We start from the raw sequence: 25903 nt of genomic DNA on the forward strand, positions 1-25903 counted from the left end.
AACAGAAAAAACTTCTATCATTTTTCTTGTCCACGTTTAATAGAATAAAAATAAGAGGGGCAGATAAGGAGTTTTCATAATGAAAATAGATGAATTTTACCGTGGCAGTGCAAGTGTCACTTTAAATGGAAGCATAGCAGCGTTAGTTCCCGCCATCATTATCGGTGTTGGCAATCTCTATTATTTTCAAAATAAGCAAATTATGTTATTAACGATTCCTTTTATTATTTACAGCCTCATTAGTTTTCAAATCTACCTTTTTAGGATGAAACAATCTATTTCAATTGGGCGAAATATGCCTCATTCGGAAACCCATAATCGAAGTTTATTTGAAGCGAGACATCTTGTTGTTATTTTCATGAACCACCAACAGGCATGTGTACATCTCTTTTTTCCTGATGGAAACCAGGCGGGGGTAATTAAGAAACACCGAAAAAAAGGATTTTTCCAACCAGCAATTTATGCGCTTTATAATGGCCAAGAACAAGCTATCGGATTTTATAAAATAAAGCAGTCAAAGTCTTTAATTATTGAGGTTTATGATATGAATATGAGATATGTTGGCTGCTATGAAAAGTTTAAAAACAGGAAAGAAATAATGGATGATGCAGGCCGTTTCATTGGCTCAGTAGAAGGATCGAAATTGTATATGGATGAACGTGTCTTGAATCAGTCAAGGCAGCAGGTGGGAGGGCTGAGACGAGGATTGATGCCCATTGAATGGAGTACTCGATTTCCTAATCCAAATACACCAGTACTTTCGCTTTCAGAAAACTTATCCGAAAAGGACAAGCTAGTTAGGATGTCTTTTTTGATTCATGAATATTTTATTGAGCGATAAGGAAAGTGTCATTCTCGTTGAATATTTGATAGAATAGGTTAAAAATATTACGGAGGTTTTAGAAGTGCAGATTGAGTTAATTAAAGGTCATGGTTCAGGGAATGATTTTCTCTTAATAGATGAAATAACAAATTCTTACTCCTTTTCGGAAAGTGAAAGAGCGGGGCTTGCTGCTTTGCTATGTGACCGAAATTCAGATTTAGGGGCAGATGGTATCCTTTTTATTATGAAAAGCGATCAGGCTGACGGAAGAATGCGGGTATTTAATGCAGATGGTTCAGAAGCTTCGATGTGTGGTAACGGTCTGCGGTTAGTTGCTCGATATGTTTGTGAAATGAAGGGGCTTAATGAAGCAATTATTGAAACAATGCGGGCAGATTTAAAGGTGAGTAAGCAAGAGGATATCTATCCAAACGTGACAACTTACCAAGTAGAAATTTCACCTGTATCGTTTCATTTGGCGGACTTGCCATTGAATATCAATGAACCAAACTTACTTAATAAAAAAATCCCAGAGCTTTCACAGGAGTTAACCTTTTCTGCTTTGGCGGTTCCAAATCCACATCTAATATCAATTGTGGAGACAGAACAATTGAAATCCGGGGTGCAAAAAGAGATAAGCGAGAAGGTAAATAATCCAAATGAGTTATTCCCTGACGGAGTCAATGTCAGCTTTGTCAAATCTTTGGATGCGGGCAGTATTTATGTAAATACCTTTGAGCGCGGAGTGGGCTTCACAAATGCATGTGGAACAGCAATGTCCGCCTCCTCATTGGTAACATGTCTCCAAGGGCTGAATAGCGTGGAAGAGATTATTAATGTTTATAATAATGGCGGCAGAGTCCAATGTGTCGTTCATGAAAACGATGAAAATTATAGTATTGATTTAATTGGTAATGCAACATACATGTACCAAGCACAGATTAATGTTGACCTGGAACGTGAAACTTTTTCTGTTCGCTCGAAAGAAGAATTTACCGAGCAGATAACGTATGAAAAACTGCAAGCAGACGCACAAGAGTATCTTCAGAAGGCTGGACTGTAATCGTTTAATTTAAAGGTCACATAGAGAGATTCTATGTGACCTTAATCAGCTTATAAACCATAAATCGGTCACTATGGTCAAGCCGGACTACCTATTTCTTTGCTTTCAACACTTCCAGTACAGGTTCAAAGGACTGAATCGATTTTGTTTGAAAATAATTTTTAAATGGGTCACCTTGTTTTCTAATCCGATGTAATGCATTTTCCATGTTAAAGTCCACGGGATTTAGGGTATAATCCACTTCTTCCCAATATAGTGGAGTAGCGACACCGGCATGCTCATTGCCTCTCATGGAATAAGGTGCAACAATCGTTTTTCCCTCACTATGCTGAATATAGTCTACGTATAGCCTGTTTCCGCGATTCTTTTTCATTCGTTCAATTGTAAAAGAATCAGGATCCTTCGAAATCAAATAATCCGCTATAAAGCTTGTGAATAAACGTGTATCCTCAAAGGAAAATACGTCCTCAGGCAAAGGTAAATAGATTTGTAATCCTTTATTTCCAGATGTTTTAATATATCCAATTAGATTTAATTGATCAAGAACCTCTTTAATTAATAAAGCCGCTTTAACGGCCAAATGAAATTCCTCCTTGGAGGGAGGGTCTAAATCAAAGACAATTTCACTCGCTCCCTTACTGTGAATCGTTTGAAACGGTATATGGTATTCAATCGCAAGCTGATTTCCGAGCCATATGAGTGTTTTTAGGTTGTTACAAACGATATAATCAATTCCCTCTGATAAATGTGTCTTCACAAAATCAGGTGCATAGTCTGGGCAATTCTTTTGATAAAAAGGCTCACCGAACATTCCATGGGGGTAACGAATTACCGTTAATATCCGATTTTCTAAAAAAGGCAGCATATAAGGTGATACTTCCCTTAAATATAGAATGAAATCTGCTTTTTGAATGTCATGGTTTTTCCAAAGCGGCTTATCGGGATGGGTAATATCCAAATCCTCCGGTAAATTTTTTTGCTTAAAGATAAATTGCTCGTATGTACACTCATTAGGCTTTAAATCAAAACGGAAGGTATGAAAATGCGGTTCGCGCAGCTGATTATCGTAAAGTTCTAGGTATTTCACCTCCAGACAAATTGCTGGCTCGACATAGAGAAATTGACTATCTTCGCTAACCATATTCTGCTTAATCGTACTTTGAAGAGCTTGCTTCTCGTCAGGTTTAAAGCCAAATAGTACTTGACCAATCCCTTGAATACTTCCTTCCTTATACACTCCAACATAAAAATACCCATTTGTCTTTTCAAATGCTGTAATAAAGCAGGAGACATATTTCCAATTTTTGTATTTTAACCACTGTAAAGATCGTTTGCCTTCCTCCCAAAGGCTGTTTTTTTGCTTGGCAATAATCCCTTCACCATCATGAAGAATAACGTTTTCCCATAATCTTGAAAAATCCTTATGAGCCTCAACTAGCTGCAGCAAATTTTCGTTATAGGGGTCTGCAACCAGTGGGAAATCCAGCTGCTTAAATAATTCAATCAGCTTAGCCTTCCGTTCATCAAATGTTTTTGAATGCAGTGGTTTGCCTGCCATGACCAGGATATCAAAGACCATTAGCCGACATGGAGCTTTAGCAGCTTGTTCAGCAATTTTTTTAGCGGCTTTTGTCCTCCCGCGGACCTGAATGGCAGCGAAATTGGCCTTATAAGGATTTTCAAGTAAAACCAGCTCTCCATCAAGTCGAAGAGGAAGAAAAGGTTGAAATAAACCCTCTAGCGGTTCCAGAAATTCTTTTATCTCAGGGAATTGCGGCAGCAACGGCTTATCATTCCTGCTAGTTAGAGTAATTCCGTTATCATCCCAATCCAAAATCGCCCGAAATCCATCATATTTAACCTCGTACAGCCAATCAGGTTGAAGTGTTAAATCGAAGGTTAGTGTTGGCAGCATCGGTTTCATTAATTTATTTCCTCTCTTTTACCTTTATTTTGTTTCAAACCACCATGAATCATCCTTTACCAAATGTTTTTAGGAATTTCTATCAAAGGAAAACCGACAATAATAGTAAAAAGATTGGAGAATTAATATGCATACGATGTGGAAAGGCAGCATTAGTTTTGGGCTTGTAAATATCCCTATCAAGCTTCATACCGCCACTGAGGATAAAGACATTAAGCTTCGGACATTGCATAATAAATGCCATGCACCGATAAAATATGAAAAAATTTGCACAGTATGTGAACAGGAAGTAAAACCTGAGGACATTGTTAAAGCATACGAATATACAAAAGGGAAATTTGTGGTGCTTGATCAGGAAGACCTCGAAAAACTTCGGAAGGAAAACGAAGAAAAAGCAGTAGAGATTATTGATTTTGTCAAAATGGAAGAAATAGATCCTATATATTTTGACCGAAGTTATTATATGTCCCCTAATGAAGGCGGTGGGAAAGCATATTCCTTACTTCGAAAAGCTCTTCAGGAATCACAAAAGGTTGGAATAGCAAAAATTATTATTCGTTCCAAAGAACAAATGGCAGTCATTCGTGTGTATGAAAATACACTGGTTATGGAGACTATTCATTTTCCAGATGAGGTTCGCCGTGCGGGAGACGTTCCCAATGTCCCAGCAGATGATAAGGTCACCGATAAAGAATTAGATACCGCCATTATGTTAATTGATCAATTAACAACCGAATTTGAACCTGAAAAATATACAGATGAATACCGTACCGCATTATTAGAGTTAATTGAAGCAAAACGCACAGGACAAGAAACTGTTACACCGACAGCAAAAGAAACACCTTCAAACGTTACTGATTTAATGGCCGCACTACAGGCTTCCATTGATAGGACTAAGCCAAGAAGTGAAGGTACTGGAAGAAAAGAACCGGCAATAAAAAAGGAAACAACTATAAAGAGGGAAACGGCAGCGAAAAAAGAAACAATAGCCAAAAAGCCTGCAGTACCAAGGAAAAAAGCAGCACCAAAAGTAAAGAAAGAAGCATAAGGGAAAAACCGATTCGACTATCTCGAGTCGGTTTTTTGAGTCCTTAACCTTATAAGAGATAGTACTTTGAATCCAATTTCTTACATATTATGATGGGAGAATGAAAAATGAAGAGGTGCGGGGGAGAGGCAATGGCTTATAATGTGCTTTTATTTGCAGATCCTGGGGTTGATGATTCTTTTGCGATCATGTATGCATTATTAAATCGAAATATAAATATTGTGGGAATCGTTAGTGGATATGGAAATACACCGAAAGAGCAATCTGTAAAAAATTCTGCTTATTTAGTTGATTTAGGAGGAAGAGAAGATATTCCTATCATTGCTGGGGCAGCAGGTCCATTGTTTGGAGAACCTGTACAGTTTTATCCGGAAATTCATGGACCAGAGGGACTAGGACCAATAAGGCCGCCTGATTCATTTCAAAATGTTGAAGTTCATGACTTTAATAAAATCCTTGAAATTATTAATCAGTATAAGGGAAATTTAATGATTGTAAATGTCGGAAGATTAACAGAACTTGCACTTATGTTCATCCTATATGGTGACAATGCTTTAAAGGATGTAACAGCTTTTTATATTATGGGTGGTGCATTTCTGGTTCCAGGAAATATAACGGCAGAAGCGGAAGCTAACTTTTTTTCAGATTCCATTGCCGCAAGAATCGTTATGGAAAAGGCTCATAATATTTATCTTTATCCATTGAATATTACAAATAGAGCCATTATAACCCCGGATGTGGTCGAAATTCTTACAGAAAACAGTCCAACACCTTTTAGGGCATTACTAAAACCGACATTTGATTATTATTTTAAAGCCTATCAAAAAAATGTTCCAGGTATTAAAGGCGCACCTCTTCATGATGTTGTCCCCTTAATGGCAATAACCAATCCTGATATTTTCAGGTATATACCACGAAGAGTAAGGGTAGAGGAATTTGGAAATGCGAAAGGGAAGAGTATTGCTGATTTTCGACCAAAACCCGATTCAGAGCCACCAGAAACGTTAGATTATATCTGTATGGAAGCTGACATCCAAAAGTTTGTAATAAACTTTATGGATGTCTTTGTAAAAGGGGAAACTGAAAAAAGTTAAATATCAGTCTATATTTTTATAGTTAGTAATATGTTAGTATGCTATACTGTAAATTTAATTGACTTTTAGAGTAAAAAAGAGTATGATTAAAGTACGCTTTTAAGTTCGTGAAAATATTTATTGGTTTAAAGTAGTCGTAACTGCACGATGTGTGGGTGATGTCTATTACCTAGTTGTGCCTTACGACTTTTTGATTTTTTAAATGGCTATGTGCTTAAAGTGAACAATTTTTTGGGGGTTCTATTAATGAATAACGGTAAAGTAAAATGGTTTAATGCAGAAAAAGGATTTGGATTTATCGAAGCTGATGGCGGTCAAGACGTATTCGTACACTTCTCTGCTATTCAAACAGAAGGCTTCAAAACTTTAGAAGAAGGTCAAGCGGTATCTTTTGAAATCGTTGAAGGTGCTCGTGGACCACAAGCTGCTAACGTAGTTAAAGCTTAATTCGTGAAAAATAAAAAGGTGGTGCAATGATAAGGCATCACCTTTTTATCTTTATAAAGATGTTTCTATTTAATCAAAGTGTCAAACAGTCTTGCAAAAAGTACAAGGGGTGATCATTTTGGCGTTTGGTAGAAGAAATGATGAAGAAGTAAAGCTTGAAGAAACTAAAATTTGGGAATGTAGTTCAGATAATTGTAAATGCTGGATACGTGACAATTTTAAGAGCACTGAAGTGCCCCTCTGTCCAATATGCAAAAGTGAAATGAGCCTTACCACTAAAGAATTACAGGTAATTCACAATCATAGTAAAAACTTTATGTAATAACTATAAGAAAAAGCAGGGGTTAATTCCTCTGCTTTTTCCTATGAATCGATGTTTCCCTTACAATAATTAAACACTGTTAGTTCCTCGTCTTCTTCAAGAGCAAAGTCTAAAACCTTGTCTGTTCCTCTTTCATAAAGATGATAGTGGGAAATTCTTGCTCCCTTTTCATCTACTACAAACAGTACCTTAATTCCGACACCTTTTTCAGAATAGAGTTCATCTTCTTCCTCTACATCTATTTCTAAGAAAAATTCATAGCGGTCACCCGATAATAATCCAAATGGATCTACAAGTTTTTCAATTGTATGACCAGTAATATTCAATGAAATCATCCTTTACAAAATATTATCTTTTTTATTATATACATATTTCAGGATTAACTAGAAACAAATGACTCTATTCGACCTCAAATTGTTATCAAAATATGGATAATTATTTTGAAATAAGTGTGAACGTTGTGAAATTTAATATTTATTTAATAACTATAAACTAAAATTGAATTATAAGCAGGGAGATAGATTTCAAGGTGAAAACTGCACTTTACATTTGTGAATACTTTCACAATTGAGAAAAAGGAGTGAATTATTAATGCCTAAAGGCAATCCTGTAAAGAGATTATTGGCTAATAAAATGCAGCGTAGAACTTTTTTAAAATGGTCGGGGGCGATTGGTGTCCCAGTTATCGCTGGAGGCGTAGGAACTAAAATATTGCTCGACAAGCAAAAGGAAGAAAACGTTGCAAGTGCCAGTGAGTGGGATAAGGTCGTTTCGACCTGCAGTATCATAAATTAAGAACAAATATTAAAATGATTTTTAATATGGCAGGGAATATGCTAGTTAACCAGCACGCTGATATTAATAAAACAACAAGTCTATTAGAGGATGAAAGCAAAGTCGAATTTATCTGTGTGAGCAATCTTTTTATGACCCCAAGCGCGAAATATGCAGATATTGTTCTGCCAGGAACAACTTTTTTTGAAAGATACGATATAGGGGTCCCATGGTGTTTTGGAGATTATGTCGTATTTGGTGATAAAACCATTGACCCCCTTTACGAATGTCGTGATGAATACGATGTCTTTGCAGAAGTGGCAGACAAATTGGGTGTCAAGGAACAATTTACTGAAGGAAGAACTATCTTAGACTTGGTAAAAGAAAGTGTTAAACGAACACGCGAGGAGCTTGATCCGAGCTTCCCAACATTTGAAGAGTTCAGGGAAAAAGGTGTTCACCATTTTAAATTTGATGAACCGCTTGTTGGTTTCAAAACTCAAATTGATGACCAAGAGAACAATCCATTTGAAACACCTTCAGGGAAAATTGAATTATTCTCTAAAACACTTTGGAATATGAATCAGCGTCAAGAGATACCAGCTATTGCTAAATATATATCTTCATGGGAAGGACCGGAAGATCCATTAATTGAGAAGTATCCATTACAACTTATTAGTTGGCATTATAAGCGTAGATGTCATTCCACCTATGATAATATGCCATGGCTTGAGGAAGCTGCCAAGCAAGAAATGTGGTTGAATCCTAAAGACGCGGAGAAGCGTGGAATAAAAGATGGAGATAGAGTTCAAGTGTTTAATGAGCGTGGAAGCTTGTACATTGATGTGAAGGTAACAATTCGTATCACTCCTGGAGTGGCTGGTATTCCACAAGGTGCATGGTATACACCTGACAAAACAGGCATAGACCAAAGGGGATCGGTAAACGTGTTAACATCGCAACGACCGACTCCTCTTGCAAAATCAAATCCGCAATTAACAAACCTTGTTGAAGTGAAAAAAGCGTAAGGAGTGAGTATTATGGGTCAAATAGGATTTTATATCAATCAAAGTATCTGTCAAGGCTGTAAGGCTTGCAGTGTAGCTTGTAAAGATAAAAACAATACAGAAGTAGGGATAAACTTCCGGAGGGTTTACACGAAAGAAGAGGGGGCGTATGTGCAGCAGCCAAATGGCGGAGTTGTCCATAACGTGAAATCCTACTATTTTTCAATTGCCTGTAATCATTGTGAACAGCCTGCTTGTATATTAAGCTGTCCTACAGGTGCGATTACCAAGAGTGATGACAATGGAGTTGTTACAATAGATCAGGACATTTGTGCTGGAGCTCAACGATGTGTTAAGGCTTGTCCGTATGGTGGACCACAGTACAATAAAGAGAAATTTAAGTCAAATAAGTGTAATTTCTGTATGGACCTGCAGGAAAAAGGGGAAGACCCCGTTTGTGTCGCAACGTGTCCATTAGGAGCCATTGAATTTGGACCAATAGAAGAACTTCGAAATAAATATGGAGATATTAGCCATATAAAAGGAATGCCTAGTCCTGCGATAACGAAACCGAACATTGTGATTACACCTCATCGTGACGCTAAGTTAGTTTAAAAAAGGCTGTTTTAACGCTAATTGTTGATTTTGCACCCTGTTGATTGGAGTGGAAGGCACGAAGACTCCTGCGGGAGTACGGGGCTGGGGAGACCCCACAGGCGCTTAAGCGCCGAGGAGGCTCCCCGGCACGCCCGCGGAAAGCGAAGTGCCTGGAGCGGAAATCAACAGGCCATTTTAACACAGCCTAAAGAAAAAAATTTGAGTTGGTGAAAAGATGTCCATCCTCGTAAATTGGCTTGAGAGCTTACATGAAGAAATGAACGTTACCACTAAATGTTTAAGAGTACGTAACCTGAAGTCAACTTGCAATCTCTGTGTACAAAGCTGCGAACACAATGCAATTGAAATAAATGGGGTCATACTCATTGATACACAAAAATGTACATTATGTGGGGAATGTATGATTGCTTGTCCGTTATCTGCCATCGAGGGCATTGCAAGTAACCGGTTTTTCGAAAAAGGAAGCTTAGTCTTTGATGAAAGCTACACTCCTTCATTAAAGGAGTTACTCATTTATAAAAAAAGAGGAATGACATCGATTCAACTGAACAATCAAGTAAACCATGAATGGGAAACAGTAGTAGCTAATGCAAATGAACAATTGCAATCACTCGATGAAAGTCCAATTATATTCGTTAATAAAGTAACAGAAACGGCGCTTTCAAGAAGAGCATTCTTTAGTTTTTTCAGAAGGAAGGAAAGCAGCTTGCTAAAAGCATGGCTCCTGCAGCCTGGAAAATAGAGCAAGATGACTGGAAGTTAACGAAATATTATCCAGACTTTCAATTTTACTGTGTTACCATCGATCAGGTTAAATGTTCACTCTGCCAGGCATGCTTTTCACTCTGCCCAGAAAACGTGTTTCACATAGAAGATAACAAACTTGTGATTGAACATGAAAAATGCGTAAATTGTACTAGTTGCACCGATGTTTGTTCTGAAAATGCGATAGAGATTATTTCAGATGTCAAAAGAAAAAAAGATCAAATTGTACCTGTTCATTCAAAGACTTGTCAAGTAAAAGAAACAGAGAAATGTCATGTCTGTGCAGACCGTGATTCCGAATGGCTCAGTCCATATTAAATTTTTTACAGAATGAAATGTTTCCGTTTGGTTAAATTAAACCCATCTTAAGCATGGGTGGTGAGAATGTTGACGAAACGGAATATAAAAACGAAATCTGGACTGCAAACCGCAAAAAGCTTAACGAATTCAGAGTTCGCAAATGAAATGACTCCACAAAATAAAAAGGCTAAGAAAGAAAAGCCTCACACATAATGGTTAGTATAATAGCAAGAGCGCTGGGGAAGCCCCGGCGCTCGTTTTTAGTTTTGACTTTTCGCTCCAGGTTTTATAGCAAATAAAGCAACAAAAGCTGCAATGATACTGAGGCCACTAAGTGTAATAAATATCCAATGAGTTGATTGTTTCATTAACAGTGCAATAATCGGAGGGCCGGCTGCAACTCCGATAAATCTCATCGAGCTGTAAATGGAAGAAATGGTACCCCGCTCTTCTTTCTCAATTCCTTCAGTGATTAAGGCATCTAGACATGGTAATCCTATTCCGATGCCAATTCCGGCTATTAAAAACATGGTAAGCATGAACCATAGTTTAATCGAGAACCATAGAGCCAGAATAGCCACAGCTGCCATAATAATTCCACCGAAGGTAAGCCATTTCATTAGGATTTTATTTTTTTTGATAGCCTTTCCTGCTATAAAAGAGGCTAAACAAAGTGCCCCAAGCGGCAATGCTAAAAACAAACCTTTTTTTAAATCTTTAATTCCATATTTTGTTTCGAATATTTCCGAAAGGTAAAATAATATACCAAATAAGACTAACATCAAGATTCCGCCAATAAAAAAGATAGCGTATAACCATTTCCCTTTCTCAGTAAAGGTTTTCTTTACATTTGTAAAAAATTGTTTAAAAGGGATGGGTTTTGTTCGAGACTTAGGACTCTTTACTAAAACCATGACCATTATGACCGAAATGGTACAAAAGACCGGAAATGAAAAGAAAGGTAAAAACCAAATAAATCCTGCTAACAAGGAACCCAAAATTGGGCTTAGAACCTTACCAAATGTATTAGAAGTTTCAATTAAACCTAGACAACTGCTTACATCGTCTTCATTTTTGAACATGTCGCCAACCAATGGGAGTACAATGGGCATAGCTCCAGCTGCCCCAACCCCTTGGAGGGCCCGTCCGGCTAATATTACCCAATAGGCGTTTTCTAATTTCCAAGCAGCCCATCCTGAAATTAAACCGCCAATTCCTGCGATAATGAGACTTGGAATAATTACTTTTTTTCTTCCAATATGATCTGATAAATACCCTGCCACTGGGATTAAGAAAATTGCCACTATGGAATACACCGTTATAATCATACTCGTCTGGAACGCTGTGATGGATAATTCTTTTTCCATTGAGGGCAGTACTGGTATTAACATCGAATTACCTAAGGTCATCACTAACGGAATCGATGACAATGAGAGTATTGCCCATTTTTGTTTGGATAGCTCACCTGATTTTTTCTTTTTACCAGCTGAAGAGGATTTGTTTCTCACAGCCTCTGAACTCGGGCATAATCGTTCAATATGATCCATTTCTCTTCTATCCCGCCTTCATTATGATGTGCTAACGTTAATATTGACATCTTTATTTCAAAATAACTATCTAATAACAATCCTTTAAATGGAATATCCTAAAATTGAATTTTCTAAAAATTAGTGTTGACATTAGGTTTTGAAATGAGGTAATATAAAAATCAATAAAGCAAGGGCATTGATGAAGAGTAGTAACTTCTACGGATTCTTTAGAGAGCTGATGGTTGGTGCAAATCAGTGTAGACGTATTAGTGAATGGACTTCGGAGCCTCCAAACCGAACCTCCTATAGGGTCAGTAGGCTTTGGCGAAATCCTCATCGTTAAAAGAGGCAGATATTCAGGCACAGTATTGCCTCGATATCGGTAAAGTGAGCTGATTTTTGGCTAATGAAGGTGGCACCACGGGTCTTCCGTCCTTTTTGGATGGAGGGCCCTGTTTGTTTTTAACCAAATAATTTAAATCAATGAGCAAGAGTAGTACACTTATTTAATTCTTTTCAGAGAGTCGGGGAAGGTGAGAGCCCGATAAGAATGGATTTGTGGAATGGACTTGTGAGAGGCTGCCCGAACATAAGTAGGGCCGCACGGAATTCCACCGTTAAAGGGATAGGATATCGAACATTCCATGTTCCGTATCCGAAGAGGAAGCTGCAGATAGGAGCTTCAAACAGAGGTGGCACCACGACAAAGAATCGTCCTCTATACGCATAATTTTGCTTTTTTATGCGTATAGAGGACGATTTTTTTATTTCTATACGAAAGGATGTAAAGTGAATGAAAATAAAAAATGGTTTTTACCTAAAGGAACTAAAAGGGGATACATTCACTCCCATTTCTATTTTGCAGAAAATTAGCGGTGATAAAAAGTTTTTATTGGAGAGTTCACATAAGTACCATGACTCTGGGCGTTATTCTTTAATTGGATCGGATCCAGCATTCGAACTTATTTCCCATGGTGACTCGAATGAAATTCTATATCGAAATGGAGATAAAAAAGATATCAAGGGAAACCCACTTGAATTGATTAAAACATTGCTCCCAAAAATGGATGATGCACCTTTTCCTTTTATAGGCGGGGCAGTAGGGTACGTTGGCTATGACATAATCCGGCAATTCGAGGAAATTGGTGAAGAGTTTGCAAATGGATTGGAAATGCCTGATGTTCATTTAATGTTTTACGAAGAAGTGATTGTTTTTGACCATCTTGAAGAGAAAATAACGCTTTGCGGTGTACCCCTTTCAGAGGAAATAGATAAAGATTTACTTGAGAAAAGGTTGGAGCAAAGAATTGAAGAGCTGAAGCAGCCTGCTTTTTATCAGGAAGAAAACCCTTTTCAATTTACAGGTTTTCAGTCTGAAACATCCAAGGAAGAGTTTATTGAAAATGTAGAAATCGCTAAGGAGCATATCAAGGCAGGTGATATTTTTCAGGTGGTTCTCTCTAGAAGAATGAAATCATCGTTTCAAGGATCACCCTTATCACTTTATCGCAAGCATCGTGCCCACAACCCGACACCATATATGTTTTATATTGATTTCGCTGGATACACCGTAATAGGTTCATCACCAGAAAGTCTAATAAAAACAAGGGGGACACAGGTATTCTCAAACCCAATCGCAGGTACAAAAAAACGAGGAAAAACGACTGAGGAAGACCAGTTGATTGCAAAGGAATTAAAAAGTGACGAGAAAGAATTGGCTGAGCATAAAATGCTCGTTGATCTCGGTCGAAATGACTTAGGAAGAGTTTGTGAATTTGGGTCAGTAACAGTTGATAAGTATATGGAGGTTGAAAATTTCCGACATGTCATCCATCTAGTGTCAGAAGTAAGCGGAACACTGACAAAAGAGCATAGCAGTCTAGATGCTTTGGCAGCATGTCTTCCTGCAGGGACTGTTTCCGGGGCACCGAAAATCAGAGCGATGGAAATTATTAATAAATTGGAGAAATCAAAAAGGGGACTTTATTCTGGAGCCATCGGCTACTTATCAGCAAACGGAAATATGGATTTTGCCCTGGCAATTCGTACGATGATTTTAAAAGAAGGAACTGCCTACATACAGGCAGGAGCGGGAATTGTACACGACTCTAATCCTGAGTCAGAGTATGAAGAAACAATAAATAAACTAAAAGCCTTTTTGGAGGGTGAACAATGATTTTATTAATCGATAATTTCGACTCTTTTACCTTCAACCTTTATCAATATTTAGGAGAATTAGGAGAAAGCGTCACTGTTATTAGAAATAATCAACTTACTATTGAGCAAATAAAGGAAATGAATCCTAAGGCGATCATCCTTTCTCCTGGTCCTGGGAAACCAGCGGATGCAGGAATTTGTATTGAGGTCATTCAAAAGTTATATCAAGAAATTCCTATATTGGGTATTTGTTTAGGTCATCAAGCAATCGGGGCGGCATTCGGCAGTGAAATAAGGAGAGCAAGTTTTATCAAACACGGAAAAACATCACAAATCACACATAATGGCAATGGGATTTTTACTTATTTGACGTCTCCGTTAGAAGTCATGCGTTATCATTCTTTGGTCGTGGATAAGGAGAAACTGTCACCCGAATTGGAATGTGTTGCCCATTCACTTGATGATCAAGAAATAATGGCACTCAAGCACCGTTATTATCCAGTATTCGGTTTGCAGTTTCATCCTGAATCGATTGGCACTCCAACTGGAAAGCAAATGCTTAAAAACTTTTTAACTGAAATAGAAGGGAAGAAGAAAAATGAAGAATTTTTTACTCCAGTTAGCTGAAGGTGAATCTTTCTCTGAGCCTCAAATGAAGGAGGCAATGGACTTACTATTAGGTGAAGAGGTATCGGAAAGTGAAATTGCAGCATTTTTAATGGGATTAAAGTCAAAAGGGGAAACAGTAGAAGAAATTACAGGTATTGTAAAAGGCCTCAAAGATAATACTCTTCCATTCCGTAAGAAATTTCCAAATGTTCTAGATAATTGTGGTACGGGTGGGGATGGCTCTTCAAGTTTTAATATTAGTACTACTTCTGCCTTTGTAATCGCAGGTGCGGGAATTCCTGTCGCAAAACATGGAAACCGCAGTATATCAAGCAAAACTGGAAGTGCTGATGTGTTGGAGTATTTAGGAATCAATTTAAATTTACCCGTAGAAGTAACAGAAGAAATTCTCGCTGAACTTGGTATTGCTTTCTTGTTCGCACCTCATGTACATCCAAAACTAAAAAAGGTCATGATGGTTCGAAGACAACTAAAAATACCAACCATTTTTAATTTTATCGGTCCGCTAACCAATCCAATCGATTTGGATTATCAGTTACTAGGTGTCTACCGCAGGGACTTACTCCCTGTCTTTGCAGAGGTACTGCAAAATCTTGGACGTAAGCGGGCGGTTGTAATCAATGGCGCAGGATTTATGGACGAAGCCTCACTTCAGGGAGAGAACCATCTAACACTTCTTGAGGACGGTGTGATCTCTAGTCAAAGCTTTGTACCGGAAGAAGTAGGATTGCCAATATATGATAACAGCGCAATTAAAGGCGGAGATTCCAAAGAAAATGCGATCATTCTTAAAAATGTCCTTTCAGGAGAAAAGGGTGCCTGCCGAGATACAGTCCTATTAAATGCTGGAATAGGGATTTATACAAGTGGAAAAGCAGAAACCATATCGGAAGGAATTAATATAGCTAGGGAAGTCATTGACTCAGGAGCCGCCTATGAAAAATTACATCGTTTAATTGAAGTGACTCGAAAAGCTCAAAGAGAGGCGATATAAAGTGGAAACGATATTAGACCGTATCATACAGGAGAAACGAAAAGAGGTCCAAAAACTTAGGAAAGAAAATCTGCTGAAAATAGAATCAAGACCGAAAAGATCGCTTATCCAAAAATTACAGGAAGCCGAAGAAATTGCAATTATTTCGGAATTTAAGCGAGCATCTCCGTCTAAAGGAATTATTAACAACGGAGTAGAACCGGCCGAACAGGCAGTGTGTTATGAGAAGGCAGGAGCTTCCGCTATTTCAGTGCTAACCGATTCAACTTTCTTTAAAGGTTCTTTTTCAGATTTAAGAGCTGTTAGAGAAGTGGTAAATTTACCGATCCTCTGCAAGGATTTTATGATTGATTCAAGTCAAATTGATATGGCAGTAAAGAATGGTGCCGATATCATCCTGCTGATAGTGGCTGCATTGGATGAGGATACACTAGGAAAACTGTACCAATATGCAAGAGGTCTGGATTTAGAGGTATTAGTAGAGGTTCATAATCAAACTGAATTAGAAAAGGCACTTAAATTAGGAGCCCAATTAATAGGGGTAAATAATCGTGATTTGAAGACATTTAATGTTTCGCTAGAGGCAACAGAAACCTTGGCAAAGTCTGTCAAAGACGCAGGCGCCTTTTTAATTAGTGAAAGTGGAATACACACAAGGGAAGATGTAGAGCGTGTACGAAATGCAGGTGCGAATGGAATTTTAGTTGGTGAAGCACTCATGAAAAGTCCAGACCTATTCCAAGCCTTCCAAGATTTTATGCTTCCACTGGCAGGAGGAACAGTAAAATGAAGGTGAAAATTTGTGGAATTACTGACCTTACTACAGCATTAGCCGCGATTGATTATGGAGCGGATGCGATTGGTTTTGTTTTTGCAGAAAGCAAGCGCAGAATTTCGGTAGAGAAAGCAAAGGAAATTGTCGCCCATTTACCGAAAGAGGTATTTAAGGTCGGGGTGTTTGTTAACGAGGAAAAAGAAAAGATAGAGGAAATTGCTTCAATTGTCGGCCTATCTCATGTTCAATTACATGGTGATGAAACCCCAGTCTTTAGTGAATCCCTATCATTCCCGGTAATAAAAGCAATTAGTGTTCACGACGAAAAGAGTTTGAAGAGAATAGAGGATTACTCTTGTGAATACGTTTTGCTCGATGGCCCAAAAGGGAAATACAGAGGAGGCAACGGCTTGGCGTTTGATTGGCACTGTATTTCTGCAAACGAAATTAAGAATAAAAAGATCCTTCTTGCTGGTGGTTTACATGAAGAAAATGTTGAAGAAGCGATAAAGCAAATTAAACCGTATATGGTCGATGTCAGCAGTGGTGTAGAAACAGAAGGAAAAAAGGATCTTGATAAAATCCAATCATTTATTAATAAGGCTAAAGGGAGCCATACAGGAGGAACAAGAAATGAAGTCATATACACTGCCGAATGAAAAAGGGCAATTTGGAATCTACGGGGGAAGATTTGTACCGGAAACACTTATGAAGGCTGTTCTTGAACTGGATGAAGCCTACAAAGCAGCAAAAAAGGACCCAAGTTACCAAGCAGAAATTGATGGGTACTTAACAGAATATGTTGGGAGAGAAACACCACTTTATCATGCGAAAAATCTCACAAAATACGCGGGCGGAGCTCAAATATATCTTAAAAGAGAAGACCTTAACCACACAGGTGCCCACAAAATAAATAATGCAATCGGTCAGGCTTTACTAGCTATACGAATGGGCAAAAGGAAAATTGTCGCCGAAACAGGTGCTGGACAGCATGGTGTTGCGACTGCAACAGTCTGTGCCTTATTAAATCTGGAATGCATTGTTTTTATGGGGGAAGAAGACATCAAACGACAGGCGTTAAATGTCTTTCGAATGGAGCTTCTTGGCGCTAAGGTTGTTAGTGTCACCTCTGGCAGCGCAACATTAAAAGATGCCGTTAACGAGGCATTAAGATATTGGGTTGAACATGTAGAGGATACACACTATCTCTTGGGTTCAGTTATGGGACCACATCCATTCCCTGTAATGGTAAGAGATTTTCAAAGTGTGATTGGCAAGGAAACAAAAAAGCAGTTCTTGGCACAGGAAGGCAAGCTTCCGGAAGCAGTTGTGGCTTGTATTGGCGGAGGCAGCAATGCGATTGGAATGTTCCATCCATTTATAGAGGATCAAGAAGTTCGTCTTTATGGTGTAGAGGCTGCAGGCCAGGGGACAGACACAGATTTCCATGCTGCTTCACTCACAAAAGGAAAACCGGGCGTCCTTCATGGAGCATTAATGTACCTGCTGCAGGATGACGACGGACAAATTATCGAGGCACATTCTGTTTCAGCTGGTCTTGATTATCCTGGTGTAGGACCAGAACATAGTTACTTAAAAGACAGCGGCAGAGCGCAATACCATTCGATTACAGATAAAGAAGCACTCGATTCATTCCAACTTTTATCAAAATTAGAAGGAATTATTCCTGCACTTGAAAGTGCTCATGCAGTAAGCTTTGCAGTTAAACTTGCTGCTGGAATGAAAGAAACCGAGCATATTGTGGTGTGCTTATCCGGTCGTGGTGATAAGGATGTAACAGCTGTTAAAGAAAGGTTAGAAAGGGAGAGAGCGTAATGAATAGAATTGAACAAAGTTTTAAGGTGTTAAAAGACCAAGATCGGAAGGCTTTTATTCCCTATATTATGGGCGGAGATGGAGGGCTTAGTAACCTATCAGAGCGTCTGCTTACTTTAGAAAAATACGGTGCCACCCTCATTGAAGTCGGTGTTCCTTTTTCAGATCCTGTAGCAGATGGTCCAACCATCCAGCAAGCTGGTATTAGGGCATTGCAAAATGGAACGACACTAAAGGGAATTATTGCTGAACTTACAAAAGCGAAAGAAGTAGTATCCATCCCAATCGTACTCATGACTTACTTAAATCCTGTCTATTCATACGGGATATCTACATTTGCACAAGATATTGCAAATGCCGGAGTAGATGGCTGTATTATTCCCGACCTTCCGATAGAAGAGGAAGACCTTCTAGCTGCAGAGCTTGAAGATGTGGGGGTTGAGTTAATCCGACTGGTTACGTTGACATCTCCAAAAGAGAGAATAAAAGAAATATCAAAAAGAGGCAAGGGTTTTTTATACACCGTTACAGTAAAAGGAATAACCGGAACAAGAAATGAATTTGATCAAGAAGTAGTCGAATTTTTAAAGAAAGTAAAGGAAATTAGCCCCATTCCAGTTGTCGCTGGGTTTGGTATTTCAAACGAAAAACAGATTAATGAGCTAAGCCCACATTGTGACGGAGTCATTGTCGGCAGTAAAATTGTCGACTTATTCCATAAAAATGATTTAAATGGTCTTGAACGCTTTATGTCCGTACTTAAACCTGAAAAAAACATCATTTAAGAATCGAAATCCACTCCATTTAGAGTGGGTTTTTTACTTTATCAAGTGTCATTTGTTAGAGAAGCTCAATTGAAAATTAACTGGGACTCCTTTTCGATAGCTGCAGAATCCTTTGAAATTGGCAGGAATGTCTGCTTGATACCCTCGTATATCTCCTATATAATTAGTCTATACTTTTACTGAGCTTCATAGCATTTTAATCATATTTTAGGGATATCCCTTTTCTTTTTTATAAACTTCCATTCTTGGAAGTTTTGTTTGTTATTGAGATAGATAAAAAGAGGTGTTAATAAATGAAGGAAATTACGGTTGAGGAATTAGAAAAGATAAAGCATCCGGTCATCATTGATATCCGTGCACCAATAGAGTTTAAGGATGGTGCAATCCCGGAAGCAATCAACATTCCTTTATTTACAGATAAAGAACGAGAGGAAATTGGAACCATCTATAAACATGAAGGACAAGAAGTGGCAAAATGGAGAGCCATGGAGCTGGTCTCACCTAAAATACCTAGTCTGCTTCATCAAATAAAAGCAGCAATGGGGAATGGGGAAGAGTTAATAATCCATTGCTGGCGCGGGGGAATGCGCAGTAAAGCTGTCGTAACCTTTTTAGAGTTCGCAGGCATTTATGCTGCGCGTCTAACAGGTGGTTACAAAGCTTACAGACAATACATTCTTCAGCAAATCCCCACGATGCTTCCAGATAAAGCCATTGTATTGCACGGGCTAACTGGCGTAGGGAAGACAGAAGTTTTGAAAAAGTTAAAAGCATTTGGGTACCCGACACTCGACCTTGAGGAAATGGCCTCACATCGGGGATCCATCTTTGGTACGATCGGGTTGGGAGAGGGCAATAATCAGAAGACTTTTGATTCTCTTTTATACAAGGGACTTCAAGATATTCAGGGTTCAACTTATTTTGTTATGGAAGCAGAGAGCAAACGGATTGGGAAAGCTGCCCAGCCTGAAGAACTTATGGATAAAAAAATGAGGGGAATTAATATCTATATTCACACCCCTTTAGAGCAAAGGGTTAAGCAGCTGGTAAATGAGTACGTTTTGCCTTATCAGAATGAGTCTTGGTATCACAATCAAATCTCGATTGGAATTGAAAAGATTTTAAGAAGAATAAAGGATAATGAAATGAAACAAATATTAGTCCAATCTTTAGAAAAAAAGGATTACCAAGAGATGATTGGTATTTTACTCGAACATTATTATGATCCACGTTATGATCATGCCACCCTTGAGTATGATGGAAGCTTTATAGATGTTTACGCGGACGATTTTGAGGATGCGAGTATAAAGGTGATGGCAGAATTAGATAAACTAATGGTGAAAAAGAAGGTAGTACTTGAAGGTCAAATGTAAGTTGCTGTTAAGGTCGGCTAACCCGGCCTTTATTTTTTGTATTAAAAAACCGCCAGAATTGGCGGTTCTTAAATCTACAATTATCGTTTTTTAAATGGCCTCAATCCACGACGTTTTATTTCATCTTTTAAAATCTTTATCCATTCTGTTTCCTTTCCAGATTTTAAAGCATCCCGATATGTCACCACTAACAGCTCGTTACTCATTATTTTCAACTTTGCAAGCCTCCTTTCGGATTAATGGATTGAATATTCAGTTTTTAATATTGTAATCGTTTTCTAAACATTTGAGAACCTTTTTCACAAATTTGTCATATTAAAAACATGAAAACATTTCATAAGACACCTATGAAATATAGTTGCACTTTGGTGTTCGATTTGATTATACTAAGGAATAGTTATGAAATGGAAAGGAACGGTGCTGTGATGATTCATTTAACATGGCGAGAACGTGAGACAATAAAACAAGTAAAATGTATTCATACGGATGCAAAAAAATACATAGTAAATAACGCATTAACTGCTGGCAAGACCTATGATGTTAAAAATGAAACCGAAGAGTTTTATTATATTATCGACAATACTGGAAAAGTCGGCGGATTTTACAAAGAATACTTCCAAAATGTAGACTGATGGGCCATGCCTGCCAGTCTCTTTTTTAATTATGAACGAGGGAAGGGGAAATGAAGATGTGGAATGAGCTTTTTGAGTTAAACGGGGAATGTGTCAGATTAGTTCCAATCAGCTTGGATCATCTTGATGGACTATGGGAAGCAGCTAAACCGGATGAAATCTGGACCTATATGGCTGCCGCTGTAAGAAGTAAAGAAGAGATGGAGCAGATGATTGCCTCAGCTATCCAAAAGAGAGAAAAGGGTTCAGATTATACATTTGTTGTGATAAATCAAGAGAATCGTATTATCGGAAGTACGCGATACCTTGATATTTTACCAGAACATAAAAGTCTAGAAATTGGCTCTACTTGGTATCATCCAGATGATTGGAGAACAAGAGTAAACACTGAATGTAAATACTTGCTGTTAAGACATGCATTTGAAACCTGGGAGATTGGGCGTGTACAACTTAAAACAGACTCTCGTAACCTGCGTTCCCAAAAAGCAATCGAACGAATTGGGGCAGTAAAAGAAGGGACTCTTAGGAAGGACCGAAAAATAGCGGGCGGATATGTGCGCGACACCGTCTTCTATAGTATTCTTCAAGAGGAATGGGATACGCTGAAAAAGAAACTAGAAGGTAAGCTGAGTAAAAGCTAAACAAAGCCAGGCATATGCCAGGCTTTGTTTGTTTAGAAGTGTCTACTATTTTATTGGTTTGTACTTGCTGTCATTTCTGTCTTTTTTCCATTTTGATAAACTTTTCTGCTTAACCATGTTTGCAGAATTAAAAATGTACCGCCAACAGCCCAATAAAGCGGCAGAGCTGCTGGAGCACTAATTGAAAACATAACAATCATGAGCGGTGACAGGAGTCCCATGAATTTCATTTGCTGTTGCTGAGCAACAGGCATGCTAGACTGTGAAACTTTAAATTGGAAATAATAAATCACACCTGCAATGAGGGTAATGATGATATCAGGGTGCCCAAGACTAAACCACATAAAACGGTGGGTGGCAATCTCTTCAGAACCTCGAATGGCGTAATAAAAACCCGTTAGGATTGGCATTTGAATCAGAATTGGTAAGCAGCCCATGTTTAATGGATTTACACCGTGCTTTTGATAAAGCCCCATCAATTCCTGCTGAAGTTCTTGCTTCTTTTTCGGATCCTTTTCTTCTTTTAATCTTTTTTGGATATCCTCCATGTCAGGCTTCATGACATCCATTTTCTCTTTCATGTCCATCTGATTTTTATATTGCTTTAACATAAAAGGCATTAATATGAGTCTAATGATTAGGGTAACGAGAATAATAGATAAGCCATAGTTACCATTGAAAAGCTCTGCAATAAAATGGATGGATACAATAAAAGGTTCAACAAAATACGTATGGAAAAAACCATCGCCTTTTCCGTCTGCTGCAGAACATGCTGAAAGTAAAATAGTGGTTAACGCTACTAATAGTAAAGTTGGTAAAGAAGATTTGTTTTTCATATTTCCTCCTAAGATGGTTTAGATTGTTTTTAATTTGAAATAGGAAGGAGGAAATAGGTTCTTCTTTATCATCCTCGGAACATTCTTTTCTACGAATATATTTAACAATTCGGATTAGAATGATATTTACATTTAAAAAGCAATTTTTCTTATAAAAAAACAATGGGTGATTAATTTTTGTATGTGCAGTTTGGCTTATGTCGCCCATAAAACAAAATTCCACATTCCATGCCCAAAGTATTTTTATTATAACACCAAAATAAAGACTTAAATAAAGTGCTTCTAACGCGTTTGCATCGGTAAAATCAATGAGCAATTGGTACAAAAATAATCACCTCGCTTTTTCTTGCTAATGATTTGAGTATAAAGGAGAAGGGTGTAAGAATCAATTTAATCAAAAAGTTAAAAAATGCTGCTCTAGCGTAGAGCAGCATTCGACTTCAATTACTGTTTTTCCCAGTGTGCGGTGATTAAATCATAAGCAAATTGGACTTTTTCTTCGGTCGGTGGTTCTACATGTTGTAATGGATATTCTAATCCAAGTGCTTCCCATTTATAAACACCAAGCTTATGGTAAGGAAGAATTTCAACTTTTTGTACATTTTTCAGGGTGCCAATAAATTCCCCAAGCTTTTGAAAATCTTCTGGATCATCTGATACCGTAGGGACGAGGACATGGCGCACCCAAATAGGTACATTACGGTCAGATAAGAAATTGGCAAATTCGAGAATATGATTATTTGCCATACCGGTTAACTGAATATGTTTCTTGCGGTTAATATGCTTCAAATCAAGTAAAATCAAGTCCGTATATTGGAGTAACTCTTCAAGCTGTTCAATAAACAGTTTTGAGTGTGCGAAACAGCCGCCTGAAGAATCAATGGTCGTATGAATCCCTTTCTTTTTACATTCCTTAAACAATTCTGTAAGGAACGGTACTTGCAGAAGTGGTTCGCCTCCGCTGACAGTGATTCCTCCACCTGATGATTGGATGAAGGGAAGGTAGGACATGAGATCATCCATGATTTCGGAAACGGTCATCTGTTTGCCGCTGCCGATTTCCCACGTATCAGCGTTATGGCAAAACTGGCAGCGTAAAAGGCAGCCTTGTGTAAAAACAACATAGCGTATGCCTGGGCCGTCGACTGTTCCTAATGTTTCAATAGAATGAATATTTCCGTTCATGATGATGATCCCCCTTTATTTTTAAAACAGGAGCCTCTTAACAAGGAACTCCACAGTGTAGTTTACAGTGATTCGTGGAAAGTACGGTTAATAACGTCTAACTGCTGTTCTTTTGTTAATTTGATAAAGTTAACCGCATATCCAGATACACGAATGGTTAATTGTGGATATAATTCTGGATGTTCCATTGCGTCCATTAATGTTTCTTTATTAAATACGTTAACATTTAGATGGTGACCAGTTTTAATTGTATATCCATCTAGAATTGATACTAAGTTACGTACCTGGCTTTCCTCTTCTTTACCTAATGCTTTAGGAACGATAGAGAAAGTATTTGAAATTCCATCCATTGCTGAGCTGTATGGCAGTTTCGCAACAGAAGATAAGGAAGCAAGTGTACCTTTTGTATCACGGCCATGCATTGGGTTTGCACCTGGTGCAAATGGTTCCCCAGCACGGCGTCCATCTGGTGTGTTACCAGTCTTCTTACCATAAACGACATTTGATGTAATCGTCAAAATTGACATTGTATGAACAGAATTTCGGTAGGTTGGATGTTTTCGTAACTTTTTCATAAATGTTTCAACGATTTCTACCGCAATACTGTCAACACGATCATCATTATTTCCGTATTTTGGGAAGTCACCGGTTGTTTCGAAATCAACAGCAAGGCCGTTTTCATCGCGAATCACTCTAACTTCACCATATTTAATTGCACTTAATGAGTCGGCTACAACGCTCAATCCAGCAATACCTGTTGCCATTGTACGTAAGATTTGAGTGTCGTGTAAGGCCATTTCAATTCTTTCATAGCTATACTTATCATGCATATAGTGAATAACATTCAAGGTGTTGATATAAAGCCCTGCAAGCCATTCCATCATTTGATCAAACTTCTGCATGACTTCTTCATAATTCAATACTTCTGACGTAATTGGCTGATATTGTGGTCCTACTTGAATTTTTAATTTTTCATCCACACCACCGTTGATAGAGTAGAGAAGTGCTTTTGCAAGGTTTGCGCGGGCACCGAAGAACTGCATTTGTTTACCAATCTCCATAGCGGATACACAGCAGGCAATTCCATAGTCATCGCCATATTCAGGACGCATAATATCGTCATTTTCATATTGAATAGAGCTAGTTTTAATTGACATTTTTGCACAATATTTTCTAAAGTTTTCAGGCAGCTGTGGGGACCATAAAACGGTTAAGTTTGGTTCTGGAGCTGGACCTAAATTATCTAAAGTGTGCAGGAAACGGAAAGAGTTCTTTGTTACAAGAGAACGTCCATCTTGAGCCATACCGCCGATTGACTCCGTTACCCAAGTAGGGTCACCAGAGAATAATTCATTATAATCAGGTGTACGAGCAAATTTTACTAAGCGAAGCTTCATGACAAAATGGTCAACTAATTCCTGTGCTTCAACTTCTGTTAAAGTGCCATTTTGGAGGTCTCTTTCTACATAGATATCTAAGAAAGTAGATACACGTCCAAGACTCATTGCAGCTCCATTTTGCTCTTTAATAGCAGCTAAGTAACCAAAATATAACCATTGGAATGCTTCTTGTGCTGTTGTTGCCGGCTGTGAAATATCAAATCCGTGACTGCTCGCCATTTCTTTTAATTCGTTCAAAGCGCGAATTTGCTCTGCAATTTCTTCACGAAGACGCATATTGTCTTCTGTCATTACCTTGCTTGTATTTTTTTGATCCTGTTGTTTTGCCTTGATTAGGAAATCAACACCATATAATGCAACCCGACGGTAGTCACCGATGATACGTCCGCGACCATATGCATCAGGAAGTCCTGTAATAATCGCTGCTTTACGTGCTAGCATCATTTCATCAGTATAAGCATCGAAAACCCCTTGGTTATGAGTTTTACGGAACTCTGTAAAGAATCTTTCGATTTCTGGGTTTAGTTCGTATCCATAAGATTCTAATGCTGCTTTTGCCATCCGAATTCCACCGAAAGGCTGCATAGAACGATTAAAAGGCTTGTCAGTTTGAACACCAACTACTTTTTCAAGTTCTTCATTAAGGTAACCAGGGGTGTGAGAAGTAATCGTGGATACTGTTTCAGTATCCATGTCTAGAACCCCGCCTTTTTCACGTTCCTGTTTTGTTAGTTCCATTACTTGTTCCCAAAGTTTGTTTGTTGCTTCAGTTGCACCGGCTAAGAAGCTGTCGTCACCCTCGTATTGAATGTAGTTTTTTAGTATAAAATCTCGAACATTAACTTCTTTTGTCCAAGTACCTTTTGTAAAACCTTTCCATTGTTCCATGATTATTTCACCTCGTAAGTTTGTGTGAGATTTAATATAACAGTGTTCCTGTTATTT

29 protein-coding genes and 2 other annotated features are annotated in these 25903 nt (G+C 38.2%); of the genes, 22 read left to right on the forward strand and 7 right to left on the reverse strand.

What is annotated here, in order from left to right; translation table 11 throughout:
- The first annotated feature begins 79 nt into the window (after positions 1-79).
- Positions 80-841 (forward strand): hypothetical protein, encoded by a 762-nt coding sequence (locus QFZ28_RS12005; RefSeq protein ID WP_307194843.1) that lies wholly within the window; start codon positions 80-82, stop codon positions 839-841.
- A gap of 64 nt (positions 842-905) precedes the next feature.
- Complete coding sequence (gene dapF, locus QFZ28_RS12010; protein ID WP_307194844.1) at positions 906-1886, forward strand: diaminopimelate epimerase; 981 nt, start codon at positions 906-908, stop codon at positions 1884-1886.
- 91 nt (positions 1887-1977) lie between these two features.
- Here the strand turns inward: dapF and QFZ28_RS12015 are convergent, their stop codons facing one another.
- Positions 1978-3810 carry a DNA ligase D gene (locus QFZ28_RS12015; RefSeq protein ID WP_307194845.1) on the reverse strand — a complete coding sequence of 611 codons (1833 nt, stop codon included), beginning with the start codon at positions 3808-3810 and terminating at the stop codon, positions 1978-1980.
- Positions 3811-3937: 127 nt separating this feature from the next.
- Here QFZ28_RS12015 and ku point away from each other — a divergent pair, with 127 nt between their 5' ends.
- The 4 genes from ku to QFZ28_RS12035 all read left to right on the forward strand — a co-directional run bounded on the left by ku (position 3938) and on the right by QFZ28_RS12035 (position 6721).
- The gene (gene ku / locus QFZ28_RS12020) at positions 3938-4858 is read left to right on the forward strand and encodes a non-homologous end joining protein Ku (RefSeq protein ID WP_307194846.1); all 921 of its coding nucleotides are present in this window, start codon (positions 3938-3940) and stop codon (positions 4856-4858) included.
- A gap of 107 nt (positions 4859-4965) precedes the next feature.
- A complete protein-coding gene (locus tag QFZ28_RS12025) occupies positions 4966-5952 on the forward strand; it encodes a nucleoside hydrolase (protein ID WP_307194847.1) in 987 nt (328 codons plus the stop codon).
- A 246-nt stretch (positions 5953-6198) separates the two neighbouring features.
- Complete coding sequence (locus QFZ28_RS12030) at positions 6199-6399, forward strand: cold-shock protein (protein ID WP_307194848.1); 201 nt, start codon at positions 6199-6201, stop codon at positions 6397-6399.
- 118 nt (positions 6400-6517) lie between these two features.
- Positions 6518-6721, forward strand: a complete 204-nt coding sequence (locus QFZ28_RS12035; RefSeq protein WP_307197011.1) for a cold-shock protein — start codon at positions 6518-6520, stop codon at positions 6719-6721.
- Positions 6722-6762: 41 nt separating this feature from the next.
- Here QFZ28_RS12035 and QFZ28_RS12040 read toward each other — a convergent pair whose 3' ends face one another.
- The gene (locus tag QFZ28_RS12040) at positions 6763-7056 is read right to left on the reverse strand and encodes a DUF6509 family protein (protein WP_307194849.1); all 294 of its coding nucleotides are present in this window, start codon (positions 7054-7056) and stop codon (positions 6763-6765) included.
- A gap of 256 nt (positions 7057-7312) precedes the next feature.
- Between QFZ28_RS12040 and QFZ28_RS12045 the strand changes: the two genes are divergently transcribed.
- The 6 genes from QFZ28_RS12045 (at position 7313) to QFZ28_RS12070 (ending at position 10398) form a co-directional block, all read left to right on the forward strand.
- Positions 7313-7516 (forward strand): twin-arginine translocation signal domain-containing protein, encoded by a 204-nt coding sequence (locus QFZ28_RS12045; RefSeq protein WP_307194850.1) that lies wholly within the window; start codon positions 7313-7315, stop codon positions 7514-7516.
- An 8-nt stretch (positions 7517-7524) separates the two neighbouring features.
- Positions 7525-8523 carry a molybdopterin dinucleotide binding domain-containing protein gene (locus tag QFZ28_RS12050; protein ID WP_373428128.1) on the forward strand — a complete coding sequence of 333 codons (999 nt, stop codon included), beginning with the start codon at positions 7525-7527 and terminating at the stop codon, positions 8521-8523.
- A 12-nt stretch (positions 8524-8535) separates the two neighbouring features.
- Complete coding sequence (locus QFZ28_RS12055) at positions 8536-9117, forward strand: DMSO/selenate family reductase complex B subunit (protein WP_307194852.1); 582 nt, start codon at positions 8536-8538, stop codon at positions 9115-9117.
- A gap of 217 nt (positions 9118-9334) precedes the next feature.
- Complete coding sequence (locus QFZ28_RS12060) at positions 9335-9862, forward strand: 4Fe-4S binding protein (protein ID WP_307194853.1); 528 nt, start codon at positions 9335-9337, stop codon at positions 9860-9862.
- The gene (locus QFZ28_RS12065) at positions 9838-10203 is read left to right on the forward strand and encodes a DUF362 domain-containing protein (RefSeq protein ID WP_307194854.1); all 366 of its coding nucleotides are present in this window, start codon (positions 9838-9840) and stop codon (positions 10201-10203) included. The genes QFZ28_RS12060 and QFZ28_RS12065 overlap by 25 nt, the downstream gene beginning before the upstream one ends.
- A 69-nt stretch (positions 10204-10272) precedes the next feature.
- Positions 10273-10398 carry a hypothetical protein gene (locus QFZ28_RS12070; RefSeq protein ID WP_307197106.1) on the forward strand — a complete coding sequence of 42 codons (126 nt, stop codon included), beginning with the start codon at positions 10273-10275 and terminating at the stop codon, positions 10396-10398.
- A gap of 47 nt (positions 10399-10445) precedes the next feature.
- Here the strand turns inward: QFZ28_RS12070 and QFZ28_RS12075 are convergent, their stop codons facing one another.
- A complete protein-coding gene (locus QFZ28_RS12075; RefSeq protein ID WP_307194855.1) occupies positions 10446-11732 on the reverse strand; it encodes an MFS transporter in 1287 nt (428 codons plus the stop codon).
- A 169-nt stretch (positions 11733-11901) separates the two neighbouring features.
- Positions 11902-12154, forward strand: a binding site (T-box leader).
- Between the two features lie 34 nt (positions 12155-12188).
- Positions 12189-12436 (forward strand) — a binding site (T-box leader).
- 71 nt (positions 12437-12507) lie between these two features.
- On the opposite strand from QFZ28_RS12075, the gene trpE reads away from it, so the two are divergent.
- The 8 genes from trpE (at position 12508) to mnmH (ending at position 20264) form a co-directional block, all read left to right on the forward strand.
- A complete protein-coding gene (gene trpE, locus QFZ28_RS12080; protein ID WP_307194856.1) occupies positions 12508-13890 on the forward strand; it encodes an anthranilate synthase component I in 1383 nt (460 codons plus the stop codon).
- Entirely contained in the window at positions 13887-14498 is a 612-nt protein-coding gene (locus QFZ28_RS12085; RefSeq protein WP_307194857.1) for an anthranilate synthase component II, read from the forward strand. Before trpE ends, QFZ28_RS12085 begins: the two co-directional genes overlap by 4 nt.
- On the forward strand, positions 14470-15495 hold the full coding sequence (gene trpD / locus QFZ28_RS12090) for an anthranilate phosphoribosyltransferase (protein ID WP_307194858.1): 1026 nt from the start codon (positions 14470-14472) through the stop codon (positions 15493-15495). Before QFZ28_RS12085 ends, trpD begins: the two co-directional genes overlap by 29 nt.
- Position 15496: 1 nt before the next feature.
- Positions 15497-16285: an indole-3-glycerol phosphate synthase TrpC gene (gene trpC / locus QFZ28_RS12095; protein ID WP_307194859.1), complete on the forward strand. Its 789-nt coding sequence runs from the start codon at positions 15497-15499 to the stop codon at positions 16283-16285.
- Positions 16282-16929: a phosphoribosylanthranilate isomerase gene (locus QFZ28_RS12100; protein WP_307194860.1), complete on the forward strand. Its 648-nt coding sequence runs from the start codon at positions 16282-16284 to the stop codon at positions 16927-16929. Before trpC ends, QFZ28_RS12100 begins: the two co-directional genes overlap by 4 nt.
- Entirely contained in the window at positions 16904-18106 is a 1203-nt protein-coding gene (gene trpB, locus QFZ28_RS12105; RefSeq protein WP_307194861.1) for a tryptophan synthase subunit beta, read from the forward strand. Before QFZ28_RS12100 ends, trpB begins: the two co-directional genes overlap by 26 nt.
- Positions 18106-18891, forward strand: coding sequence for a tryptophan synthase subunit alpha (gene trpA / locus QFZ28_RS12110; protein WP_307194862.1), 786 nt, complete (start codon positions 18106-18108; stop codon positions 18889-18891). The genes trpB and trpA overlap by 1 nt, the downstream gene beginning before the upstream one ends.
- A 293-nt stretch (positions 18892-19184) precedes the next feature.
- Complete coding sequence (gene mnmH / locus QFZ28_RS12115; RefSeq protein WP_307194863.1) at positions 19185-20264, forward strand: tRNA 2-selenouridine(34) synthase MnmH; 1080 nt, start codon at positions 19185-19187, stop codon at positions 20262-20264.
- Positions 20265-20344: 80 nt separating this feature from the next.
- Here the strand turns inward: mnmH and sda are convergent, their stop codons facing one another.
- Positions 20345-20470 (reverse strand): sporulation histidine kinase inhibitor Sda, encoded by a 126-nt coding sequence (sda, locus tag QFZ28_RS12120; protein ID WP_373428129.1) that lies wholly within the window; start codon positions 20468-20470, stop codon positions 20345-20347.
- Between the two features lie 219 nt (positions 20471-20689).
- On the opposite strand from sda, the gene QFZ28_RS12125 reads away from it, so the two are divergent.
- The gene (locus QFZ28_RS12125) at positions 20690-20896 is read left to right on the forward strand and encodes a DUF6501 family protein (RefSeq protein WP_307197012.1); all 207 of its coding nucleotides are present in this window, start codon (positions 20690-20692) and stop codon (positions 20894-20896) included.
- Between the two features lie 56 nt (positions 20897-20952).
- Positions 20953-21537 carry a GNAT family N-acetyltransferase gene (locus QFZ28_RS12130; protein ID WP_307194865.1) on the forward strand — a complete coding sequence of 195 codons (585 nt, stop codon included), beginning with the start codon at positions 20953-20955 and terminating at the stop codon, positions 21535-21537.
- 50 nt (positions 21538-21587) lie between these two features.
- Here the strand turns inward: QFZ28_RS12130 and yidC are convergent, their stop codons facing one another.
- The 3 genes from yidC to pflB all read right to left on the reverse strand — a co-directional run bounded on the left by yidC (position 21588) and on the right by pflB (position 25846).
- A complete protein-coding gene (gene yidC, locus QFZ28_RS12135; protein WP_307194866.1) occupies positions 21588-22373 on the reverse strand; it encodes a membrane protein insertase YidC in 786 nt (261 codons plus the stop codon).
- A gap of 444 nt (positions 22374-22817) precedes the next feature.
- Entirely contained in the window at positions 22818-23558 is a 741-nt protein-coding gene (pflA, locus tag QFZ28_RS12140; protein ID WP_307194867.1) for a pyruvate formate-lyase-activating protein, read from the reverse strand.
- Positions 23559-23620: 62 nt separating this feature from the next.
- On the reverse strand, positions 23621-25846 hold the full coding sequence (gene pflB / locus QFZ28_RS12145) for a formate C-acetyltransferase (RefSeq protein WP_307194868.1): 2226 nt from the start codon (positions 25844-25846) through the stop codon (positions 23621-23623).
- Positions 25847-25903: the final 57 nt, after the last annotated feature.

This window comes from Neobacillus niacini, assembly GCF_030817695.1.
Taxonomy (GTDB): domain Bacteria; phylum Bacillota; class Bacilli; order Bacillales; family Cytobacillaceae; genus Neobacillus; species Neobacillus niacini_F.

Coding starts and splice junctions, on each gene's coding strand:
- pflA (WP_307194867.1), bottom strand. CDS start 23,558: ATGAACGGAAATATTCATTCTATTGAAACATTAGGAACAGTCGACGGC.
- mnmH (WP_307194863.1), top strand. CDS start 19,185: ATGAAGGAAATTACGGTTGAGGAATTAGAAAAGATAAAGCATCCGGTC.
- QFZ28_RS12100 (WP_307194860.1), top strand. CDS start 16,282: ATGAAGGTGAAAATTTGTGGAATTACTGACCTTACTACAGCATTAGCC.
- trpB (WP_307194861.1), top strand. CDS start 16,904: ATGAAGTCATATACACTGCCGAATGAAAAAGGGCAATTTGGAATCTAC.
- QFZ28_RS12065 (WP_307194854.1), top strand. CDS start 9,838: ATGGCTCCTGCAGCCTGGAAAATAGAGCAAGATGACTGGAAGTTAACG.
- QFZ28_RS12025 (WP_307194847.1), top strand. CDS start 4,966: ATGAAGAGGTGCGGGGGAGAGGCAATGGCTTATAATGTGCTTTTATTT.
- QFZ28_RS12040 (WP_307194849.1), bottom strand. CDS start 7,056: ATGATTTCATTGAATATTACTGGTCATACAATTGAAAAACTTGTAGAT.
- sda (WP_373428129.1), bottom strand. CDS start 20,470: ATGAGTAACGAGCTGTTAGTGGTGACATATCGGGATGCTTTAAAATCT.
- QFZ28_RS12125 (WP_307197012.1), top strand. CDS start 20,690: ATGATTCATTTAACATGGCGAGAACGTGAGACAATAAAACAAGTAAAA.
- QFZ28_RS12005 (WP_307194843.1), top strand. CDS start 80: ATGAAAATAGATGAATTTTACCGTGGCAGTGCAAGTGTCACTTTAAAT.
- trpA (WP_307194862.1), top strand. CDS start 18,106: ATGAATAGAATTGAACAAAGTTTTAAGGTGTTAAAAGACCAAGATCGG.
- QFZ28_RS12075 (WP_307194855.1), bottom strand. CDS start 11,732: ATGGATCATATTGAACGATTATGCCCGAGTTCAGAGGCTGTGAGAAAC.
- pflB (WP_307194868.1), bottom strand. CDS start 25,846: ATGGAACAATGGAAAGGTTTTACAAAAGGTACTTGGACAAAAGAAGTT.
- trpE (WP_307194856.1), top strand. CDS start 12,508: ATGAAAATAAAAAATGGTTTTTACCTAAAGGAACTAAAAGGGGATACA.
- trpD (WP_307194858.1), top strand. CDS start 14,470: ATGAAGAATTTTTTACTCCAGTTAGCTGAAGGTGAATCTTTCTCTGAG.
- QFZ28_RS12130 (WP_307194865.1), top strand. CDS start 20,953: ATGTGGAATGAGCTTTTTGAGTTAAACGGGGAATGTGTCAGATTAGTT.
- QFZ28_RS12045 (WP_307194850.1), top strand. CDS start 7,313: ATGCCTAAAGGCAATCCTGTAAAGAGATTATTGGCTAATAAAATGCAG.
- QFZ28_RS12015 (WP_307194845.1), bottom strand. CDS start 3,810: ATGAAACCGATGCTGCCAACACTAACCTTCGATTTAACACTTCAACCT.
- ku (WP_307194846.1), top strand. CDS start 3,938: ATGCATACGATGTGGAAAGGCAGCATTAGTTTTGGGCTTGTAAATATC.
- QFZ28_RS12060 (WP_307194853.1), top strand. CDS start 9,335: ATGTCCATCCTCGTAAATTGGCTTGAGAGCTTACATGAAGAAATGAAC.
- QFZ28_RS12055 (WP_307194852.1), top strand. CDS start 8,536: ATGGGTCAAATAGGATTTTATATCAATCAAAGTATCTGTCAAGGCTGT.
- yidC (WP_307194866.1), bottom strand. CDS start 22,373: ATGAAAAACAAATCTTCTTTACCAACTTTACTATTAGTAGCGTTAACC.
- QFZ28_RS12030 (WP_307194848.1), top strand. CDS start 6,199: ATGAATAACGGTAAAGTAAAATGGTTTAATGCAGAAAAAGGATTTGGA.
- QFZ28_RS12085 (WP_307194857.1), top strand. CDS start 13,887: ATGATTTTATTAATCGATAATTTCGACTCTTTTACCTTCAACCTTTAT.